This window comes from Novosphingobium cyanobacteriorum (assembly GCF_029436685.1).
Taxonomy (GTDB): Bacteria; Pseudomonadota; Alphaproteobacteria; order Sphingomonadales; family Sphingomonadaceae; genus Novosphingobium; species Novosphingobium cyanobacteriorum.
On the sequence record NZ_JAROCY010000011.1, the window covers coordinates 98,807 to 118,449 of the forward strand.

General features: G+C 67.6%; 18 protein-coding genes. 7 read left to right on the top strand and 11 right to left on the bottom strand.

Translation table 11 applies throughout. The annotated features are described in order from the left end of the window. Positions 1-40 precede the first annotated feature (40 nt). Genes POM99_RS12755 through POM99_RS12765 form a run of 3 tightly spaced genes read left to right on the top strand, consistent with a single transcriptional unit; the run spans position 41 to position 3,639 of the window. Positions 41-1,279: a hypothetical protein gene (locus tag POM99_RS12755; protein ID WP_277278387.1), complete on the top strand. Its 1,239-nt coding sequence runs from the start codon at positions 41-43 to the stop codon at positions 1,277-1,279. A gap of 10 nt (positions 1,280-1,289) precedes the next feature. Further along, complete coding sequence (locus POM99_RS12760; protein ID WP_277278389.1) at positions 1,290-2,249, top strand: hypothetical protein; 960 nt, start codon at positions 1,290-1,292, stop codon at positions 2,247-2,249. Between the two features lies 1 nt (position 2,250). Beyond that, positions 2,251-3,639: a sensor histidine kinase gene (locus tag POM99_RS12765; protein ID WP_277278391.1), complete on the top strand. Its 1,389-nt coding sequence runs from the start codon at positions 2,251-2,253 to the stop codon at positions 3,637-3,639. Between the two features lie 13 nt (positions 3,640-3,652). Here the strand turns inward: POM99_RS12765 and POM99_RS12770 are convergent, their stop codons facing one another. The 3 genes from POM99_RS12770 to gltX are packed head-to-tail and all read right to left on the bottom strand — an operon-like array spanning position 3,653 to position 6,682. Next, complete coding sequence (locus POM99_RS12770) at positions 3,653-3,847, bottom strand: hypothetical protein (protein WP_277278393.1); 195 nt, start codon at positions 3,845-3,847, stop codon at positions 3,653-3,655. Positions 3,848-3,873: 26 nt separating this feature from the next. Then, positions 3,874-5,160 carry a citrate synthase gene (locus tag POM99_RS12775; protein ID WP_277278395.1) on the bottom strand — a complete coding sequence of 429 codons (1,287 nt, stop codon included), beginning with the start codon at positions 5,158-5,160 and terminating at the stop codon, positions 3,874-3,876. 43 nt (positions 5,161-5,203) lie between these two features. Beyond that, on the bottom strand, positions 5,204-6,682 hold the full coding sequence (gene gltX, locus POM99_RS12780) for a glutamate--tRNA ligase (RefSeq protein ID WP_277278397.1): 1,479 nt from the start codon (positions 6,680-6,682) through the stop codon (positions 5,204-5,206). Positions 6,683-6,710: 28 nt separating this feature from the next. Here gltX and POM99_RS12785 point away from each other — a divergent pair, with 28 nt between their 5' ends. Beyond that, positions 6,711-8,942, top strand: a complete 2,232-nt coding sequence (locus POM99_RS12785) for a ComEC/Rec2 family competence protein (protein ID WP_277278399.1) — start codon at positions 6,711-6,713, stop codon at positions 8,940-8,942. A 53-nt stretch (positions 8,943-8,995) separates the two neighbouring features. Here the strand turns inward: POM99_RS12785 and lexA are convergent, their stop codons facing one another. Genes lexA through moaC form a run of 3 tightly spaced genes read right to left on the bottom strand, consistent with a single transcriptional unit; the run spans position 8,996 to position 11,451 of the window. Next, on the bottom strand, positions 8,996-9,691 hold the full coding sequence (gene lexA / locus POM99_RS12790; RefSeq protein WP_277278401.1) for a transcriptional repressor LexA: 696 nt from the start codon (positions 9,689-9,691) through the stop codon (positions 8,996-8,998). A gap of 57 nt (positions 9,692-9,748) precedes the next feature. After that, positions 9,749-10,978, bottom strand: a complete 1,230-nt coding sequence (locus tag POM99_RS12795; protein WP_277278403.1) for a molybdopterin molybdotransferase MoeA — start codon at positions 10,976-10,978, stop codon at positions 9,749-9,751. After that, positions 10,975-11,451 carry a cyclic pyranopterin monophosphate synthase MoaC gene (moaC, locus tag POM99_RS12800; protein WP_277278405.1) on the bottom strand — a complete coding sequence of 159 codons (477 nt, stop codon included), beginning with the start codon at positions 11,449-11,451 and terminating at the stop codon, positions 10,975-10,977. The genes POM99_RS12795 and moaC overlap by 4 nt, the downstream gene beginning before the upstream one ends. A gap of 297 nt (positions 11,452-11,748) precedes the next feature. Between moaC and POM99_RS12805 the strand changes: the two genes are divergently transcribed. The 3 genes from POM99_RS12805 to POM99_RS12815 all read left to right on the top strand — a co-directional run bounded on the left by POM99_RS12805 (position 11,749) and on the right by POM99_RS12815 (position 14,931). Next, entirely contained in the window at positions 11,749-12,954 is a 1,206-nt protein-coding gene (locus POM99_RS12805; RefSeq protein ID WP_277278407.1) for a serine hydrolase domain-containing protein, read from the top strand. A gap of 67 nt (positions 12,955-13,021) precedes the next feature. Then, positions 13,022-13,654, top strand: a complete 633-nt coding sequence (locus POM99_RS12810) for an NUDIX hydrolase (protein WP_277278409.1) — start codon at positions 13,022-13,024, stop codon at positions 13,652-13,654. Between the two features lie 161 nt (positions 13,655-13,815). Then, complete coding sequence (locus tag POM99_RS12815) at positions 13,816-14,931, top strand: acyltransferase family protein (RefSeq protein WP_277278411.1); 1,116 nt, start codon at positions 13,816-13,818, stop codon at positions 14,929-14,931. A 6-nt stretch (positions 14,932-14,937) separates the two neighbouring features. Here POM99_RS12815 and trpC read toward each other — a convergent pair whose 3' ends face one another. The 5 genes from trpC to trpE form a co-directional block, all read right to left on the bottom strand. After that, positions 14,938-15,726: an indole-3-glycerol phosphate synthase TrpC gene (gene trpC, locus POM99_RS12820; RefSeq protein WP_277278412.1), complete on the bottom strand. Its 789-nt coding sequence runs from the start codon at positions 15,724-15,726 to the stop codon at positions 14,938-14,940. A gap of 247 nt (positions 15,727-15,973) precedes the next feature. Beyond that, complete coding sequence (gene trpD / locus POM99_RS12825) at positions 15,974-16,969, bottom strand: anthranilate phosphoribosyltransferase (protein WP_277278414.1); 996 nt, start codon at positions 16,967-16,969, stop codon at positions 15,974-15,976. Continuing rightward, a complete protein-coding gene (locus tag POM99_RS12830) occupies positions 16,966-17,550 on the bottom strand; it encodes an anthranilate synthase component II (protein WP_277278416.1) in 585 nt (194 codons plus the stop codon). The genes trpD and POM99_RS12830 overlap by 4 nt, the downstream gene beginning before the upstream one ends. Before the next feature lie 9 nt (positions 17,551-17,559). Continuing rightward, positions 17,560-18,102 carry a YcxB family protein gene (locus POM99_RS12835; protein ID WP_277278418.1) on the bottom strand — a complete coding sequence of 181 codons (543 nt, stop codon included), beginning with the start codon at positions 18,100-18,102 and terminating at the stop codon, positions 17,560-17,562. A gap of 6 nt (positions 18,103-18,108) precedes the next feature. After that, the gene (gene trpE, locus POM99_RS12840) at positions 18,109-19,638 is read right to left on the bottom strand and encodes an anthranilate synthase component I (protein WP_277278420.1); all 1,530 of its coding nucleotides are present in this window, start codon (positions 19,636-19,638) and stop codon (positions 18,109-18,111) included. Between the last annotated feature and the right edge of the window lie 5 nt (positions 19,639-19,643).

The following is a 19,643-nucleotide window of genomic DNA, read 5'->3' on the forward strand; positions in this document are numbered from 1 at the left end:
GTAGATGGTTTCGCGTACCATGCGCGCAGGAGGCCTTCGCTTGCGGGTTGCATTGCTGTCGATGATGGAGCCCGCGGCCGGTGAGCCGCAGGGGTTGCGTGGTTACCTGCCCATTGGCGGGCGCTCGGTTGCGCGCCACCAGCTCGGCCTTGCCCTGGCCTTCGGCGCCACCCGCGTGGTCGTGCTGGCCGACAACCTGACCGGCGAACTCGTGGCGCTTCAGCACATGGCCGAAAATGCCGGTGCGCGCTTCCACGTCATCGCCACACAGCGCGCGCTGGTGCCGCTGGTATCCCCGGAAGATGAACTGCTCGTCTTCGCCGATGGCCTTCTGGCCATGCCTGATGACGCGCTCGGCCTGCTGGCCGATGGGCCGGCGGTGATCACCCTGCCGGTGGAAACCGGCCTGCCGCTCGGTTTCGAACGGATCGATCTCAACAATGCGCACGCGGGCGCCATGCGCCTGCCGGGCCGGCTCGTCGCCAGCCTCGGTGATCTGCCCTCGGAATGGAACCCGGTCTCGGCCCTGTTGCGTATTGCGGTGCAGGCCAAGGTCCCCCTGCGCCCGCTGCCCGCCGCCCTGCTTGATGAAGGCCGCTGGCGCCTGCTGCGTGACGAAGGGGAGGCCCTGCGTGCCGAACCGGCATGGCTGCGCCTTCACACCGCCAGCGCGCATGTCCGCTCGCCGGGTGAATGGATCGCGGCGCTGGGCATGCAGCGGCTCGGCCCGGCGTTCCTTCATGCCGGCACGCGGCCATGGGTCCTGGCGCTGGCCGCGCTGGTCAACGTCCTGCTCGCGCTGGGGGCAGGGTGGTTCGGTTGGCGCACGCCTGGCTTCGTGCTTTTGGCCATCGCGTGGCTGCTGCTCGTTTCTGCAGGGCTGCTGGCGCGGATCGAACGTGATTCGCTGCTCTCGCGCGGCAGCAAGGTCCCGGCCGAAAAGGCCGCCCTGCTCGGGCTCGATGGCGCGTTCCTCGCGCTGGCCGCCTGGCGCAGCGAGATCCCGGCCGTGGTCGGCGTGCCGCCGGCCCTGGCCTGGTTCGCGCCGCTGGTGCTGCTGATGCTGCTGCATCTCCTGCCCGATGTCCTGCCCGAAAGGCGCTGGAACTGGTGGCTGCGTGATCGTTTTGTTGCAGGAATGGTCTTCGCGCTCACCAGCATGGCCCTGCCTTTTGACAGCGCGATCCGTCTTTTCGTGGTCGGTTTGCTCGGGTTCGGACTGTTCACCGCCCGGGCAAGGACGTCTGCTCCTAACCGCGAATTAACCACCGAGGGTTAAGAGCCGGGGCATGGCACAACCTGCATCTTCCGGCAGCGCACAGGGCGCGATCGAGGCGTTGCTGCGGGAAGAACTGGCCGTGGCCGATCGCGCCGTGGCCAGCAATGGACCGATCCTGCGCCACCTCCTGCGCAATGACGACAACTCCATCTTCAGCGACGAGATCGTCGCGCGGGTGCGCGGCATGTTCCACGATGTGGCGCGCCAGCTCGTCGCCGCGCTGGGTGAGGCGGCAGGCCATGCCGATCCGCAGGAATGGTCGTTCAGTTCGACTGAAGGCCTTGCCCGGGTGCTGGCCGAAAATGGCGCGTTCCTTTCGCATTTCCACGCGCTGGCGCTGGAATGGCAGCTGACCGAGCGCCTGCAGTCGCGCCTCGGGCTTGATCCCGTGCTGCCGCCGCTGCTGCAGGCGCGCATTGCCGATGCCGATCCCGAAGTTTCCGCCACGGCGATGAACCTGCTCGCCGCGCAGGCCCGCTTCGGCCAGGCCGAACGGCGCATGCAGCTGCCGCTGGGTGAACTGCCGGGGGATCTGTTCCACATCGCGCTGGTCACCATGCGGACTTTCGTGGGCGATGATGCGGGCGGCGATGGCTATGCCCTTGTTGCCGAACGCACCCTGCGCGCCCGCTTTGATGAAGAGCGCGGTCGTCTTGGCCTGCTGCGCCGGGTGCTGCGCGCCACGGGCACGGAAGCGGTGCAGGCGCTCTCGGTCGAACAGGCCGGCGTCGCCCTGTTCCTCACCGCGCTCGCCACCGGTTCCGGCCAGACACGTGAGGCGGCTACTCTTTCCACCTGCGAAGTCCAGTTGCCGCGCCTCGCTCTTGGCCTCAGCGCCTGCGGCCTGCGCGCCGAAGCGATTGCCGCCCAGTTTCTCGCCCTCCATCCCGAAGTGTCCCTGCCGGATGGGTTCGCCGCACTCGGCCCCGATGGCGCCGCAGCCATCCTTGCGGCGGCCACTGGCCATTGAGATGACGGGCCGCACCCCCATCCGCGCGCGCTGTGATGCGTCAGACCGGCTGGTCAGCGCCGACGAGCCGCTGGCCGGGCTGCAGGAACGCTGCGGCGGGGCGTTGCCGGGGATCGTCGCGGTGCCGGCGCTGCTGGCGCTGGTGCGCAAGGCGCGGGTCAGCAACCTGCCGCTCGCCCGCCGCATCACCGCCATTGATGATGGCAAGCCCATTTCGGTCTGGGTCGCCGCCGCCCCTAAGCAGGATGGCGTCGATCTCGAACTGTCCGACTGGCGCCTCGCCGGGGATCGGGCCGAGGATGCCGGCGCCCCGGAAGACCTGCTGCGCCAGCTGGCCGAAGGTCACTTCCTGCTCGATGCCGATCAGCGCCTGCTCGCCGGGCACGTGCGCGCCCCCGATCTCGCCCAGCTGGGCAAGCAGATCCAGCACGGCCTCGGCCTTTCCGGCCCGCGCAAGCTGTGGACCGAATATGTCCGGCTGGAACAGGGGGCTGAAAGGCCTGGCCGCGCCCAGCCGCTGCACTGGCGCCTGCTTGATGATGCCCTGTTCACCGTGATCGGATCGCCCCGCCGCTGGCGCGCGCGTTTCCTGCCGCGCCCGGGCAACACCGGGTTCGAACTGCTGGCGATCCCTGAAAGCATCGAACGCCTGCCGCACGAACCCGTTGGCATCGAACAGGCGATGCCGGCGTGGAACAGCCTGCTCGGCCGTGATCTCGCCCCCGCGCTGCGCCAGCCGGTCAGCCGCATCATCGCCAATGCCGAAACCATCCGCACCCGGCTGGCGGGGCCCCTGGCAGAGGAATACGCCAACTACGCGGCCGACATTGCCGAGGCCGGGCGCCACCTGCTCGGGCTGGTGGAAGACCTTGCCGATCTCGAAGCCGTGGAAGCGCCTGATTTCTCGCCCGCGCCCGATCAGATCGACCTTGCCGATTGCGCCCGCCGCGCCGCCGGCATCCTGTCGGTCCGCGCGCAGGAGCGTGGCATTGCGGTCAAGGTGCCGGGTGATGACGTCCATGCCCCTGCCATCGGTGAATTCCGCCGCGTGCTGCAGGTCCTGCTCAACCTGCTCACCAACGCCATCCGCTACACCCCCGGCAACTCGACCGTCGTGCTCGCCTGCGGCACCGAAGGCGGCACCGCATGGATTTCCGTGGCGGACGAAGGCGAGGGGTTGAGCTTCGAACAGGCCGAGCGCGTGTTTGACAAGTTCGAGCGGCTCGGCCGCAGCGGCGATGGCGGATCGGGGCTGGGGCTCTATATTTCGCGGCGTCTGGCCCGCGCGATGGGCGGCGATCTCAACGTCGCCAGCACGCCGGGCGAAGGGGCCTGCTTTGTGCTCAGCCTGCCTGCCGATATCCAGGGCGGCATGGCCTTGAGGGGCTGATTTCCAAGTCCGGTCAGCCGCGTCGGCGGCCCGATCGCCAGATCAGCAGCGCACCCAGCGCCGCCAGCAGGCTTCCCCACAGCATCCATTGCTTCTGCGCCAGCATGAAGCTCGATGCGGGCCACATGATCAGGCCGGCTCCCTGGCCAACCCACAGCAGCCCCATAAGAAGAGCGGCCACGCCGATGATCCGCAGGAAAATCGTCATGGCCGCTGCCTCCTTGTTCTTTCAGCTCAGCGCTGTTCGACCGGGATGTAATCGCGCTGCGTCGGGCCGGTGTAGAGCTGGCGCGGTCGGCCGATCTTCTGGCCGGGATCGCTGATCATTTCGTTCCACTGCGCCACCCAGCCCACGGTGCGGGCAAGGGCGAACAGCACGGTGAACATCGTGGTGGGGAAGCCGATCGCCGAAAGGATGATGCCCGAATAGAAGTCCACGTTCGGGAACAGCTTCTTTTCCACGAAGTAGGGATCGTTCAGCGCGATCTCTTCCAGCCGCAGCGCGGTCTCGAACAGCGGATCGTTGACCTTCAGCGCGTCGAACACCTCGCGCACGGTCTTCTGCATCACCGTCGCGCGCGGGTCATAGTTCTTGTACACGCGGTGGCCGAAGCCCATCAGACGGAACGGATCGTTCTTGTCCTTGGCGCGCTCGATGTAGTGCGGGATCTTGTCGGGCGTGCCGATCTCGCGCAGCATGTTCAGCGCTGCTTCGTTCGCGCCGCCGTGCGCCGGGCCCCACAGGCAGGCGATGCCCGCCGCGATGCATGCAAACGGGTTCGCGCCCGAAGAACCGGCAAGGCGCACCGTGCTGGTCGATGCGTTCTGTTCGTGGTCCGCATGCAGGATGAAGATGCGATCCATTGCCTTTTCGACCGCGGGGATCACTTCATACTCTTCCGCCGGCACGCCAAAGGTCATGCGCAGGAAGTTGCCGGCATACGACAGGTCGTTGCGCGGATAGACGAAGGGCTGGCCCACCGAATACTTGTACGCCATCGCCGCGATCGTCGGCATCTTGGCGATCAGGCGGTGCGCCGAAATGCGCCGCTGTTCCTCGTCGGCGATATCGGTGCTGTCGTGATAGAACGCCGAAAGCGCGCCCACCACGCCGCACATCACCGCCATCGGGTGCGCATCGCGGCGGAAACCGCTGAAGAAGCTGCTCAGCTGTTCGTGCACCATGGTGTGGCGCGTGATCGTGGTGTTGAACTTGGTCAGCTCGTCCGCGCTCGGCAGTTCGCCGTTCAGCAGCAGGTAGCACACTTCCATGAAGCTGGAGTGCTCGGCCAGCTGGCCGATGGGATAGCCGCGGTGCAGCAGCACGCCTTCGTCACCATCGATATAGGTGATCGCGCTGTCGCAGCTCGCCGTGCTGGTGAAGCCGGGGTCATAGGTGAACAGCCCGGTCTGGCCATACAGCTTGCGGATGTCGACCACGTCGGGGCCAATCGTCCCGCTGCGCACCGGCATCTCGATGGTCTTGCCATCGGCGCTCAAGGTTGCCTGGTTTTCGCTCACGCTAAGCCCTCCTGTTGTTCGTCAAATGCCTATGTGCCGCCCGTCAGGCCGCCTGTTCCCGGATCCGGGCCAGCGACTCGTCCTTGCCGAGCAGCGTCAGTACGTCGAAAATTCCGGGGGAGGTAGTCTGTCCGGTCAGGCTGGCGCGCAATGGTTGGGCCAGCTTGCCCAGTCCCAACCCCAGCTCTTCGGCCATTGCCTTGAGATTTACCTCAAGTCCCTCGGTTGTCCAGCCGGATTCCCCTTCCAGCCGGTCCGCAATTCTGCCCAGCAGGGCCCGCGCCTCGTCGGTCAGCAGCCCCTGCGCCTTTTCTTCCAGGGTCAGCGGTCGCTGTGCGAACAGGAACGCTGCCCCCTTGGCAAGCTCGTTGACGTCCGCCGCCCGCACTTTCAGCACCGGCATCGCCTGTTCCAGCAGCGCCGATCCGCTCTCGGCGCTGAAGGCGGGGGCCAGCGCGGCCAGCTTCGGCGCCACCAGTGCGGCCAGCCGCGCATCGTCGGCCTCGCGGATGTAATGCCCGTTCAGGTTCAGCAGCTTCTTCAGGTCGAAACGCGATGCGCCCTTGTTCACATCGCCGATGTCAAACCATTCCACCGCCTGTTCGCGGCTGATGATTTCCTCGTCGCCATGGCCCCAGCCAAGCCGGAGCAGGTAGTTGAACACCGCTTCGGGCAGCAGGCCCATCTCGTCGCGATAGGCGTCCACGCCCAGCGCGCCGTGCCGCTTGGAAAGCTTGGCCCCGTCCGCGCCGTGGATCAGCGGGATATGGCCATATTCCGGGTCGGGCCATCCTTTGCCATCTTGGCCGCCCTCGATGGCATGCATCGCCCGGATGATCACGATCTGGCGGAACGCATTGTTGATGTGGTCGTCGCCGCGGATCACGTGGGTCACGCCCATGTCGTGGTCGTCCACCACCACCGCCAGCATATAGGTCGGCGTGCCGTCGCTGCGCAGGATCACGTAATCGTCGATCTCGGCGTTCTGCACCGTGATCGTGCCCTGCACCAGGTCGGGGATCGAGGTTTCGCCCTCGCGCGGAGCCTTCACCCGCACGACATAGGGCTTGTCCGCCGGCCAGCTGTCCGGCCCGGCATCGCGCCACGGGCTCTCGATGCGGAAGGGGCGGCGCTCGGCTTGCGCCTTCTCGCGCATCGCCGCCAGTTCTTCCTGCGTCAGGTAACAGCGATAGGCGTGCCCGGCGTCGAGCATCTTGTGCGCCACTTCGGCATGGCGGTCGCTGCGGGCAAACTGGAACACCGCCGGCTCGTCACCGCCCAGGCCCAGCCATTCCAGCCCGTCGAAGATCGCCTCGATTGCGGCATCGGTGCTGCGCGCACGGTCGGTATCCTCGATGCGCAGAAGATAGGTGCCGCCGTGGTGCCGTGCGAACAGCCAGTTGAACAGCGCGGTGCGTGCGCCGCCGATGTGCAGGTAGCCGGTGGGGGAAGGGGCAAAGCGGGTGACGACGCGCTTTCCGGCGTCCGATCTCGCAGAAACGGTACCAGTGGCGCTTGCCATCCCCTACGTATTCCTTCCTATGCGACGCATGGCGCACGAAGCTCCCGTTGCCCAGGATGCCCCTGCCTCCGGCAGTCCCCCAGGCGTTCCTGCGGGCCGCTCGGCGCGGCCTTGGGACAGTTTGCGCCGCTTGGCAAGGGTGCACTGCACCATCGAGCAATTCCTCGCCAACCGTCCTTTTGAACGGGGGCCATGGCTCGCAGTCGCCTTCGGCCTTGGAATTGCGGCATGGTTCGTGCTGCCGGGCCCCTGGCAATGGGCCATGTTCCTCGCCTTGTGCGGTGCGGCGGCAATCGCCGGCGTGCTGGTGGACCAGACCGGTGAACTGGACCGCGATCTTGGGCACCTGCGGCTGGCTATTCTGTCCACGGCGCTGATGGCGGCGGCGGGTTGCGTCACCGTCTGGGCCAAGTCCTCGCTCGTCGGCGTCCCCGGCATTGCCCGCCCGCAGGTCGCGTGGCTGGAAGGCCGCGTGATCGACCGGCAGGACGAAGCCGCCGACAACCGCGTGCGCCTCGTCCTCGTCGCCCGGGTGGAAGGCGCCGAAGCGCCCATGCGCCTGCGCGTCAACGTGCCGCTCGCCGATGACGCGCCCGGCGCGGTCGAAGGCGCGGTGGTCCGCATGCGCGCCCGCCTGATGCCGCCCGCACCGCCGATGCTCCCCGGCGGTTATGACTTCGCCCGCGCCGCCTGGTTTCAGGGGCTTTCCGCCACCGGTGCCGCGCTCGGTCCGGTGCAGGTGGCCACGCCTGCGCAGGGCGCCGGCTCGCTGCGCGCGGTGCAGCAGGCGCTGGCCGATCATGTCCGCGCCCGCCTGTCCGGCTCGCCCGGCGCCATCGCCGCCGCACTTGCCAGCGGCGATCGCGGCGCCATCGCCCAGGCTGATGAGGACGCGATGCGCGATGCCGGCCTCACCCATCTCCTGTCGATCAGCGGCCTGCATGTCAGCGCGGTGATCGCGGCGGTCTATTTCATCGCCCTGCGCCTGCTTGGCCTGTTCCCGTGGATCGTGCTCCGCCTGCGCCTGCCACTGGTCGCCGCGCTGGCCGGTGCGCTGGCTGGTGTGGCCTACACGCTGGTGACCGGGGCCGAAGTGCCGACCGTGCGCTCGGTGGTCGGTGCGCTGCTCGTGCTCACCGCGCTTGCCTTGGGCCGCGATCCGCTGTCGCTGCGGCTGCTGGCGGTGGCGGCGGTGTTCGTGATGCTGCTCTGGCCAGAGGCGGTGGTCGGCCCCAGCTTCCAGATGAGCTTCGCCTCGGTCATCGCCATCATCGCCTTCCACGCCTCGGCCCCGGCGCAGCGGTGGTTCGCCCGACGGGACGAGGGCTGGCTGGCAGGCGCGGGCCGCCACCTCGCCATGCTGCTGGCCACGGGCGTGGTCATCGAACTGGCGCTCACGCCCATCGCCCTGTTCCACTTCCACCGGGCCGGGCTGTATGGCGCGGCGGCCAACGTCGTCGCCATCCCGCTCACCACCTTCGGCACGATGCCCCTGATCGCGCTGGCGCTGCTGCTGGATGGCGCGGGCCTCGGCGCGCCGGCGTGGTGGCTCGCGGGCAAGTCGCTCGATCTGCTGCTCGCGCTCGCCCACTTCACCGCCGGCCTGCCGGGCGCGGTCACGATGATGCCCACGATGTCCTTCGCGGTCTTCGGCCTGTTCCTCGGCGGCCTGCTCTGGCTGGCGCTGTGGAGCGGGCGCGTGCGGCTCTGGGCCTTGGCCCCGTTTGCTCTGGCGACACTGGCCACCCTGCTGGCCCGCGCGCCCGATGTGCTGATCTCGGGCGATGGCCACCACGTGGGCATCGCCAATGAAGCGCCGAACCTGCTCATGCTCCGCGACGCCAAGGCCGATTTTGCCCGTGACAACCTGCTCGAAAGCGCCGGGATGCGCGGAGAAGCGGTGACCCTCGAAAGCTGGCCCGGCGCCCGCTGCAACCGCGACTTCTGCAGCCTGATGCTCACCCGGAACGGCCGCGCCTTCGTGCTGCTGATGGCGCGCGGGAAGGACCGCATCGACACCCTGGAACTCGCCGCCGCCTGCGAACGCGCCGACATCGTCGTGGCCGACCGCCGCCTGCCCATGGCTTGCCGTCCCCGCCTGCTCAAGGCCGACCGCGCCCTGCTCGACCGCACCGGCGGCATGACCCTGGACCTCACCACCGGCAAGATCCGCACCGTGGCCGAGACCCAGGGCAATCACGGCTGGTTTCGCATCCCGGAGCGCCCGGTCTATCCGCCCCGTCCTGCGGTTACGCCTTAAGCGCAAGCCAGGCAGCCGAACGGGACGCCGCCAGCGGCAGCGCCCCTTCCGGATCAGTGGTAGCGGCGGAGCAGGCCGGCGAGCTTGCCCTGCACCTGCACTTCGCTGGGCTGATAGTACTGCGGGTCATAGGCGGCGTTGGCAGGGTCTAGGCGGACCATGCCCTTTTCGTGGCGCAGGTACTTCAGCGTCGCTTCCTCGCCGCGGACCAGCGCGACCACAATCTCGCCGTCGCGGGCGGTCTCGGTGCGGCGCACCAGTGCGAAGTCGCCATCGAGGATGCCGGCCTCGATCATGGAATCGCCCGAGACTTCCAGCGCATAGTGCTCGCCCGCGCCGAGCAGCGCGGCGGGGACGGGCAGGGTGGAGGTGCCCTCAAGCGCCTCGATCGGCGCACCGGCGGCGATGCGGCCGTGCAGCGGCAGCTCGATCACGTCGTTCGCCGGTTCGGGCGCACGGGCGGCAGGGCGCAGCGGGGCGACGGTGTTGCTGGTCGCGGCTGCGGCGGCGCGCGCCGCAGTCTTGGTCGTAGCGGTGTCCGGCTCGCGGATCACTTCGAGCGCACGGGCGCGGTTGGGCAGGCGGCGGATGAAGCCGCGCTCCTCAAGCGCCGAGATCAGGCGGTGCACGCCGGACTTCGACTTGAGATCCAGCGCCTCCTTCATCTCCTCGAACGAGGGTGAAATGCCCGACTCTTCGAGCCGGGTCTGGATGAAGGTGAGCAACTCGTGTTGCTTGCGCGTCAGCATCGGCGCATCTCCCGCAGTGAACGAATGCGGAACGAATAGTAAACCAAAACGAACCCGTCAAGCAATTCCGCCGGTTTCGAGCAGATAGACCGGAACATCCGTTCCCGCCGGAACCGCAGGGGCGCGGGCGGCACGCACCACCAGCGCATTGGCCCGCGCCAACGGCGAAAGCGCACCCGAATCCTGGAGCGGATCGAGCGACACGGATGCCCCGTCCCAGTGGGCGCGCAGGAACTCGGTACGGCTGCCGCCGGCGGGCATGCCATGCGCAAGGCGGGCCGGGATCGTGCGGGGCAGGGGGCTTTCCGCGCCCAGCGCGGCGCGCAGCAGGGGCAGCAGGAAGAGAAATCCGGTGACGAAGGCCGAGGCAGGATTGCCGGGCAGGCCGAGGATGACCTGCGTGGCATTGTTGGGCCGGTTGCGCCGGGCAACCAGCAGCGGCTTGCCGGGCTTGATCGCCACGCGCCAGAAATCGATCGTGGCCCCTGCCGCTTCGAGCGCCGGGCGGACAAGATCGTGATCGCCCACCGATGCGCCGCCGCTGGTGACGACGATGTCTGCGCCGTGTGCGGCCTCCAGCGCGGTGGCAAGGCTTGGCAGGTCATCGGGCACGGGGCCGATGCGGGTGATCTTGACCGGCATCGTGGCGGCCATTGCGGCCAGCATGGGGCCGTTGCTGGCAGGGATCTGGTGCGGGGCCAGTGGCTGGCCGGGCCGCCCCAGTTCATCGCCACTGTCGATCACGGTCAGGTTCACCGGGCGGCGGACACGCAGGTACTGGTGGCCGCCGGCAATGGCCAGCGCGATCTGCGCCGCGCCGAGCCGGAGGCCTGCGGGCAGCAGCGGCGCGCCATCGGCAAAGTCCATCCCGGCAGGCCGGATGTGGCGGCCGGTGGGATCGGGCGGGGTGCCGGTGAGGGTGACGGTGTCATGCTGCCGGCCAGCATCTTCCTGCAGCAGCACCATGTCCGCCCCGGCGGGCAGGATCGCACCGGTTGAGATGCGCACTGCCTGCCCGGCCTCTACCGTGCCGGCGAAGGGATGGCCCGCCGCGCTTTCTCCCACAACCGTCCATGGGCCGGGCAGGTCGGCTGCGCGCAGGGCATATCCGTCCATCGCCGAAAGCGGGGCGGCGGGCTGGGCGCGGTGGGCGGAGATGGGGTGGGCGAGATAGAACCCGGCGCATTCCGCCGTGGCGCGGTGTTCCACCGGCAGTTGCGGAGCCAGCCACATCAGCCGCCGCTGCGCTTCTTCAAGGCTGAGCGGCGGGGACGTCACCCCGGTCATTCCGCTGCCGCCTTCCACGTGCCGGACTTGCCGCCCCGCTTTTCGATCAGGCGGACGGCTTCGATCACCATGCCCTTGTCGATCGCCTTGGCCATGTCATAGACCGTCAGCAGCGCCAGCGAGACGGCGGTGAGCGCTTCCATCTCCACCCCGGTGCGCCCGGTGAGCGAGGCGCTGGCGGTGCAGGACAGCCCGGTTTCAGTAAAGGCGAAGTCCACCGTCACCGCATCGAGCGCGAGCGGGTGGCACAGCGGGATCAGGTCCCCGGTCTTCTTGGCGGCCATGATCCCGGCGATGCGGGCGGCGGCGAGCACATCGCCCTTCGGCACGCCACCATCGCGGATGGCGGCGAGCGCCTGCGGACCCATGCGGATATGGCCCTGCGCGATGGCGACGCGGTGCGTTTCCGCCTTGCCGCCAACATCGACCATGCGCGCCTTTCCCGAATCGTCGAGGTGGGTGAGCGTTTTCATTTGCGGGCCTGTTTTGCGGTCGAGGTTGACACGGTTGACGGGGTTTGGCGCAAGTGGTGGCCGGTCGCCGGAGGGCCTTCAGGAAGGCTTTCCGAAAGGGGGGTAGGGTGGAGCGAAGCGCGGAAATGCATGGGGTTGCGCTTGTGCCAGATTGGCTGCGTGTAGGACAGCGGGAATTTGCGCAGCCGGAATAAATGACAGCTGTGTCTGTTATCGGCGCCTTTCGTGTCAACCTGGATTCCTGCGTCTCGACTTCGCTCGACGCGAACGGTTAGGGTGGGGAAAAGGAGAGAGCGGATGCGGAAGCGGTCAATCGTTCTGGGTGTTTTGGGAGCGCTCGCCCTTGCGGGGACCGGGTGGTTCTGTACCCAGGACAAGGAGACGCGCGGGCTGCTGCTGGCGATGCCGACGGATCGCGACGTTCTGTCATGGTCAATCAGCCAGCGCGACGCCGCGTTCCGGGCGATGGACCGGCTGCCGGTGCTGGCGAAAACGCGCATGATAGAACCGGCGGCCCAGCCGCTGCTGCTTCCCCAGGGCAGGCCGCTGACCATCCCCGGCGTGGAAAACTACATGGCAGGCCAGCGCACGGCCGGGCTGCTGGTGGTGCAGGATGGCAAGGTGCGGTTCGAACGCTATGGCCTGGGCTTTGACGCCAAGGGGCGTTGGACCAGCTTTTCGGTGGCCAAGTCGTTCACCTCCACGCTGGTGGGTGCGGCGATCAGGGATGGGAAGATCCACAGCCTTGAGGACAAGGTCAGCCAGTATATCCCCGGCCTGAAGGGCAGCGCCTATGACGACGTGAGCGTGCGGCAGCTGCTGACGATGAGTTCGGGCGTGAAGTGGAACGAGGACTATGAAGACCCGAACGCCGACGTGGCGCGGTTCAACAATGCCGAGCCCGAGCCGGGCATGGACGCGACCGTGAGCTATATGCGCAAGCTGCCGCGCGCGCACCCGCCGGGCGCGGTGTGGCATTACAACACCGGCGAGACCAACCTGATCGGCGTGCTGGTGTCATCGGCCACGGGCAAGACGCTGAGCGCGTACCTGCAGGAAAAGATCTGGCAGCCCGCAGGGATGGAAGCGCCCGCCACATGGCTGCTGAGCAAGACCGGGCACGAGATAGGCGGTTGCTGCCTGCAGGCGGCAACGCGCGACTATGCGCGGTTCGGCCTGTTCGTGCTGGCCAATGGCAAGGCGCGCGACGGGCGGCAGATCGTGCCCGAGGACTGGTTCGGGCAGGCCACGGTGAAGCAGAAGGACATCGGCCAAGGTTCAGACAAAGGACCGGGCAAGGGCTATGGCTTCCAATGGTGGACCTATGACGACGGATCGGTGGCGGCGCAGGGCATCTTTGGCCAGGGCATCTTCATCGATGCCAGGCGGCGGCTGGTGATCGCCAGCAACGCCGACTGGACCCGCGCCAGCAAGGGGCCAGAGCCCGAAGCGCGCGAGGCGTTCTACCGGCAGGTGCAGGGCTTGATCGACGCGGGTCGATAAAAGGACGTTGGCGGCGCTTTCACCCCCATCCAAGCTTCGCTAGCAGGCAGGCCTTGCAAGCCGCGCCATGCTTCCCCCCATCCTGCGACAGGACCAGGATGACATGGGGGCAAGTGGCCGGTGGGGGGACTTCTTGATGGCCGAGATCGTGGCGCGAAAGCTGGTTTATGACGGGTGGTACCGGTTTTGGCGGCTGGAGGTGCGGTTGCCCGATGGCGTGGTGGTGGAACGGCACCTGCTCGACAACGGGCAGGCGGTGGCGGTGCTGCCCTTTGACCCGGTGCGGAGGGTGTGCCTGCTGGTGAGCCAGCCGCGCGCGGCGGTGCTGGCGGCGGGAGAGGCGCCGCTGCTGGAAGCCATCGCAGGCGGGCTGGACGGCGTGGCCCCCGAGGACCGCATCCGCGAGGAAGCGCTGGAGGAAGGCGGGCTGCGGCTGGGCACGCTGGAACCGGTGGCCAACATCTGGCCGATCCCGCCGGTCTCCACCGAGCGCGTGGCGCTGTTCCTGGCGGAATACGAATCGGCGGACCGCGTGGGCGCAGGTGGCGGCGCGGAGGGCGAGTTCGAACACATCACCGTGCATGAGGTGCAACTCGACGCGCTGCGCGCAATGGCCATGGCGGGCGAGCTGACCGATGCAAAGACGCTGGTGCTGGCGCAGGCGCTGCAACTGCGAAGACCGGAGCTGTTTGGACGCTAGAGCTGCTCCAGTTCGGAGGGGAATTTCAGGGATTTTACCCTGCCTTATCATGCGTATAACCTAAGTGGTAAGGTGACTGCTCGTGAAATGGAGCAATGTGACCTGCTTATAGTTAGGTGGATCGGTATGCTGCGACGCAACATTCGTTGCAGAGAGATGACATGCCAAAGCGCATTCCGATCCACGGCCTGGACCTGCTTCGCATGGCGGCGGCAGCGATGGTCATGCTCTACCACCTGGCGTTCAAGGCGTTGGCCATGGGTGACAACACCCTGCTGATTGCAAGCGGCAAGGCGGCGATGAACCCGCCATGGACCGGCGCAACCTGGTTTGGCTGGATCGGCGTGCAGGTGTTTTTCGTGATATCGGGGGCGGTGATCGCCTATTCCTCCACCGGAGTTTCGGCACGCAGCTTTGCCGAACGGCGATTTGCCCGGCTCTGGCCCGCGCTGGCGATCTGTGCGACGCTGGCGCTGATCGTGCCGCTGGTGACCGACGAGATGTGGGATCGGCCGGCTCTTTCCGCCTATGCGAGGACGCTGACCTTCTTCCCCTTTGGTCCGTGGATCATGGGCCAGTTCTGGACGCTGCCGATCGAGGTGATGTTCTATGGCGTGATCTGGCTGTTGATCGCGGCAGGGCAGGGGCAACGGCTGGAAGAGCTGGCCTGGGCACTGGGCCTGGCCAGTGCGGCGTACTGGGTTGTGCATGTGCTTCTTCCAATACCGGACGGGCGCATCATGGCGCTGCTGCTGGTGCAGCACGGCTGCTTCTTCGCGCTTGGCATGATCGTGGCCAAGGGGGACGCCGATGGTTTCCATTATCGCCATGGCCTGCTGGGTGGCATCTGCGTGGCGGCGGCGGCGCTGCAGATCAGGACCGCAGCGGGATGGGAGCTTGAAGGCTTCCCCGTATTGCAGGCGCGCTGGATCGTCCCCTTCTTGGCATGGCTGGCGGTGTGCGTGGCTTTGGTGCTGTCGTTCCGCGCCAAGGAGGCGATTGCCAGGTTCGTGGGAAAGCAGGCCGCCGCGCTGCGGATGTGCGGGATGATGACCTATCCGCTCTACCTGATCCACATGCACACCGGCGGGCCGGTGCTGGTGCTGCTGCGCAAGGCGGGCTTTGGCGATGCCGTGGCGATCGCCGCGAGCCTGGGCGTGGCGGTGGTGGCGGCGTGGGTGGTGGCGCGGTGGATCGAGCCACCGCTGCACGGATTGGTGAAGGATGCGTTGGCGGCGCTGCCGGGGCGGCGTTCGGCCAGCCGCGCGGCGGCCTGAAGGGGGTCAACCCTCCAGAAGGGCCCTGGTTGCGGCGGTGACATCGGCCTGGCGCATGAGGCTTTCACCGACGAGGAAGGTGCGGGCGCCGCAGCGTTCCAGCCGCAGGATGTCTGCGTGGGTGTTGATGCCGCTTTCGGCCACCAGCAGCGTGCCTTCGGGGGCGAGCGGGGCGAGGCGTTCGGTGTTGGCGAGGTCTGTGACGAAGCGCTTCAGGTCACGGTTGTTCACCCCGATCAGGCGCGATTGCAGGCGCGCGGCGCGTTCCATTTCGGCCTCATCATGGACTTCGACCAGCACGTCCATGCCCTGTTCGCGGGCGGCGGCCTCGATCTCGGCCATCTGCGCGTCATCCAGCGCGGCGACAATGATCAGGATGGCGTCGGCGCCGATGGCGCGCGCTTCGGCGCACTGCCAGGGATCGATCATGAAGTCCTTGCGGATGACCGGCAGGGTGCAGGCGGCGCGCGCGGCGACGAGGTAGTCCTCGTGCCCCTGGAAATAGGGCGCGTCGGTAAGCACGGAGAGGCAGGCGGCGCCCCCGGCCTGATAGGCGCGGGCGTGGTCTGCGGGCTGGAAATCGGGGCGGATCAGGCCCTTGGACGGGCTGGCCTTCTTGATCTCGGCAATCAGGGCATAGCCGGTGGCGGCGCGGGCGCGCAGCGCGGCCTCGAACCCGCGCGGCGCAGTCTGCTCACTGGCGCGGGCGGCAAGCGTGGACAGGCCGGTGGCGGCCTTGCGCGCGGCGACTTCGCTGCGCTTGGTGTCGCAGATTTCGGTGAGCTTGTCGGTCATGGCAGGACGCGCAATGGCGCGCGGGGGGCGGTTTGTCGAGAGGGAGGTGGTGATGGTTTCTCGCAGAGACCGCAGAGGGAAAGGAGGGCGCGGAGAAGAAGAAGGGGTTTTCGCGCGAAGACGCGAAGACGCCAAGAGGTTGGCTCTTGGAGGTGATGCTTCTTCTTGCCTGTGAGGTTGGACGTTTGGGGGCCTGCGGCGCGACATCTTTGCGTCTTTGCGTCTTTGCGCGAAACCCTTCCAACCCCTACTTCAGCGCGGCGATCCAGCAGTTGAGGAGGGCGTTGGCGAGGCCCTTGTCGAGCGCCTCGGCGGCTTCTTCCACGCCTTCGTGCCAGCTTGCCACTTCGCCCGCGACGATCAGGGCGGCGGCGGCGTTGAAGAGGACGGCGTCGCGGTAGGGGCCGGGTTCGCCCAACAGCAGATCGCGCAGGGCCTTGGCGTTGTGCGCCGGATCGCCGCCACGGATGGCGTCGATGGGGGCGGGGGGCAGGCCCGCGTCTTCGGGCCGGGCGCGGCGCATCAGGACGCGGCCGTCCTTCACTTCGGCCAGTTCGTTGCCGCCGGCGAGGCTCAGTTCGTCGAGCCCCTCGTCGCCCGAAACGACAAGGCTGTGCTGCGTGCCGAGGCGGCGGATCGCTTCGGCATAGAGCGGCACATAACCCGGCCGGGCGATGCCGACGAGCTGGCGGGTGACCTGCGCCGGATTGGCCAGCGGGCCGAGCAGGTTGAGAATGGTGCGGCGGCCCAGCGCCTTGCGTAGGGGCATGAGCCGGCCCAGCGCGGGGTGGTACTTCGCCGCGAAGAGGAAGCCGATGCCAAGATCGCCCAGCGTCATCTCGGCGGTTTCGGTGGCGCGGTCGAGATTGAGGCCGAGCGCCTCGAGCGTGTCGGCCGCGCCGGCCTTGCTGCTGGCGGCGCGGTTGCCGTGCTTGGCCACGGGCACGCCGCAGGCCGCGACGACGAGGCTGACCGCGGTGGAAACGTTGAGCGTGTGGTGCCCGTCACCGCCGGTGCCGCAGACGTCGATGGCGCCCTCCGGCGCTTGGACCGGGATCATCCGCGCGCGCATGGCGCGGGCCGCGCCGGCGATCTCGCTGGCGGTCTCGCCCCGGTCAGACAGATCGGAAAGGAAGCGGGCGATGTCCTCGTCGGCCACGCCGCCATCGAACAATGCGGCGAAGGCGGCCTCCGCCTCGTCCTCTTCCAGCGGGGTCTGCGTGACCGGGGGCAGGCGGGTCATGCCGGCTGGACCGCGTTGATCCCGCAGACCTTCAGGAAATTGGCGATCATCGCGTGGCCGTGTTCGGTGGCGATGGATTCCGGGTGGAACTGCACGCCGTGGATCGGCAGCGAGGCATGGCGGAAGCCCATGACGTGGGTATCGTCAGACCGGGCGTTGACCACCAGGCAATCGGGAATGTCGGTGACGATCAGCGAGTGATAGCGCGTGGCGATGAAGGGGCTGGGCAGCCCTTCGAACACGCCGGTGCCATCATGCGTGACCGGGCTGGTCTTGCCATGCATCAGCCCCCCGCGCACGACCTTGCCACCGAAGTGCTGGCCGATCGACTGGTGGCCGAGGCACACGCCGAGCAGCGGCTTGCCTGCATCGGCGCATGCGGCGACGAGATCGAGGCTGATCCCCGCCTCGTTCGGCGTGCAGGGCCCCGGCGACAGCAGGAACCCCTGCGCGCCCGTCTCCAGCGCCTGTGCGGCGGTGAGCGCATCGTTGCGCACCACTTCGACCTCCGCGCCCATCTCCATCAGATAGTGGACGAGGTTCCAGGTGAAGCTGTCGTAGTTATCGATGACGAGGATCATGGGCGCGGCCTAGCGACTTGGTACGTTTGCGGCAACGAGAAGTGAGCGCAGGGATTCCAGAGTGCTACTATCGAGGTCAGCCTTGCGGACGATGAAGTAATTCGCTCTCGTAAGCATCAGCACGAAGACTTGTCCGTTCTCCAGCCAGCGCTCGAATTGTGACCAATTGACGGAGCTGGTGCTGATGGCATTGCGGCTCCGAATTCCGCTTTGATCGGCCTCATAGTCAGTCTGCGGTGCAAGGCGTTTCGTATCCTCGACGGCCTTGCGAACACGCCTTGGTGTTGCCGCGATCGTTATCAAAATGAGGACAGCGGAAACGGTCAACGAGTAGACCGCAGACATCCGAAGCCAGCTTGCTAGCCACTGAGGGTGCCAGCCCGCGTTCGCAATGTCGATCCCAGCCACAAGAGCAAAGTACGCAGTCCAGACAAACACAAACGCGATGCAGATTCGCTTCCACAGCCAACGATGACGAACTGTCAGCCAATAGGCGGAGAGCCAGTCCTTGAAGTCCGGATAGGTTGTGAAGGTCACGCTCTGGTCAGACATGCTACCTCACTGCCCGAACCTCGGTTCGCTCGCCACGCGCACCGCTTCCCGCGCCGCCGCAAACAACGCCCCGCTCTTGTGTTCGCATTCGCGCTGTTCGCTGGCCGGGTCGCTGTCGGCGACGATGCCGGCGCCGGCTTGCACGTGGAGGACGCCGTCCTTGAGGACGCCGGTGCGCAGGACGATGCAGCTGTCGACCGAGCCATCCGGGGCGAAGTAGCCGACGCCGCCGGCGTAGGCACCGCGGGTTTCGGGTTCGAGCTCGGCGATGATCTCGCAGGCGCGGACCTTAGGCGCGCCGGAAACGGTGCCGGCGGGGAAGCCGGCGAAGAGGGCGTCCACGCTGTCGGCCCGGGCGGTATCGAGCTGGCCGACCACGTTGGACACGATGTGCATCACGTGGCTGTAGCGTTCGATGGTGTAGCTTTCGGTGACCTTGACCGTGCCCGCGCGTGCCACGCGGCCCACATCGTTGCGGCCGAGATCGAGCAGCATCAGGTGCTCGGCGCGCTCCTTGGGATCGGCGAGCAGCGACTGTTCGTGGTCGAGGTCTTCCTGCGGCGTCTTTCCGCGGGGGCGGGTGCCCGCGATAGGCCGGATGGTGACTTCGCCATCGCGGATGCGCACGAGGATTTCAGGGGACGAGCCGACCAGCGCGAAGCCCGGCAGATCGAGGAAATAGAGGAAGGGCGAGGGGTTGATCCGCCGCAGCGAACGATAGAGCGCGGAGGCCGGCAGCGGGAACGGCGCGGTGAAGCGCTGCGCCAGCACGACCTGGAAGATGTCTCCCGCCTCGATATAGTCCTTCGCGCGGGCGACCATCGCGCCATAGGTCTCGGGCGCCATCACCGCCGTGCGCTCCACGTCGACCGGCGCATCGAGCCGCACATCGGCAGGCGCAGGGCCGGATAGGCGGGCGAGCGCGGCGTCGATGCGGTCTGCCGCCGCGTCAACCGCGTGTTCGGCATTGCCGCTTTCGGCCCAGACCGGCGCGACGGCAACGAGTTCGTCGCTCAGCCGATCGAACACCAGCACCACGGTGGGGCGCACGAACAGCATGTCTGGCAGCTGCAGGTCGCTTTCCGGCGCGCGGGGCAGCTTTTCCACCAGGCCGATGGTTTCGTAGCCGAAATAGCCGACGAGGCAGGCCAGCACCGGCGGCAGCCCTGCGGGCACATCGATGCGGCAGGCATTGACCAGCGCGCGCAGTTCATCGAGCGCATTGCCCGAAAGCGGGGCGAAGCTGGCGCGATCGTGCCGCCAGATGCGGTTGACCTCGGCCGAATGGCCCTGCGCGCGGAACACCAGATCGGGATCGAGCCCGAGCAGGCTGTAGCGCCCGCGCACTTCGCCGCCCTGAACGGATTCCAGCAGGAAATCGCCGCGTCCCGGCTCCATCAGCTTCATCGCTGCGCCGACCGGGGTTTCGGTATCGGCAATCAGGCGGCGCCAGACGAGCGCAGGCTTGCCCGCACGCAGCGCTTCAAGCGCCTGATCCCGGTTTTCCGGAGCGACCGCCGTCAAGGTATCGACCATGCTAC

Coding starts and splice junctions, on each gene's coding strand:
- gltX (WP_277278397.1), bottom strand. CDS start 6,682: ATGGCAAGCGCCACTGGTACCGTTTCTGCGAGATCGGACGCCGGAAAG.
- POM99_RS12795 (WP_277278403.1), bottom strand. CDS start 10,978: ATGACCGGGGTGACGTCCCCGCCGCTCAGCCTTGAAGAAGCGCAGCGG.
- POM99_RS12770 (WP_277278393.1), bottom strand. CDS start 3,847: ATGACGATTTTCCTGCGGATCATCGGCGTGGCCGCTCTTCTTATGGGG.
- trpE (WP_277278420.1), bottom strand. CDS start 19,638: ATGGTCGATACCTTGACGGCGGTCGCTCCGGAAAACCGGGATCAGGCG.
- POM99_RS12805 (WP_277278407.1), top strand. CDS start 11,749: ATGCGGAAGCGGTCAATCGTTCTGGGTGTTTTGGGAGCGCTCGCCCTT.
- trpC (WP_277278412.1), bottom strand. CDS start 15,726: ATGACCGACAAGCTCACCGAAATCTGCGACACCAAGCGCAGCGAAGTC.
- POM99_RS12810 (WP_277278409.1), top strand. CDS start 13,022: ATGCTTCCCCCCATCCTGCGACAGGACCAGGATGACATGGGGGCAAGT.
- POM99_RS12785 (WP_277278399.1), top strand. CDS start 6,711: ATGGCGCACGAAGCTCCCGTTGCCCAGGATGCCCCTGCCTCCGGCAGT.
- POM99_RS12765 (WP_277278391.1), top strand. CDS start 2,251: ATGACGGGCCGCACCCCCATCCGCGCGCGCTGTGATGCGTCAGACCGG.
- POM99_RS12815 (WP_277278411.1), top strand. CDS start 13,816: ATGCCAAAGCGCATTCCGATCCACGGCCTGGACCTGCTTCGCATGGCG.
- lexA (WP_277278401.1), bottom strand. CDS start 9,691: ATGCTGACGCGCAAGCAACACGAGTTGCTCACCTTCATCCAGACCCGG.
- trpD (WP_277278414.1), bottom strand. CDS start 16,969: ATGACCCGCCTGCCCCCGGTCACGCAGACCCCGCTGGAAGAGGACGAG.
- moaC (WP_277278405.1), bottom strand. CDS start 11,451: ATGAAAACGCTCACCCACCTCGACGATTCGGGAAAGGCGCGCATGGTC.
- POM99_RS12835 (WP_277278418.1), bottom strand. CDS start 18,102: ATGTCTGACCAGAGCGTGACCTTCACAACCTATCCGGACTTCAAGGAC.
- POM99_RS12830 (WP_277278416.1), bottom strand. CDS start 17,550: ATGATCCTCGTCATCGATAACTACGACAGCTTCACCTGGAACCTCGTC.
- POM99_RS12760 (WP_277278389.1), top strand. CDS start 1,290: ATGGCACAACCTGCATCTTCCGGCAGCGCACAGGGCGCGATCGAGGCG.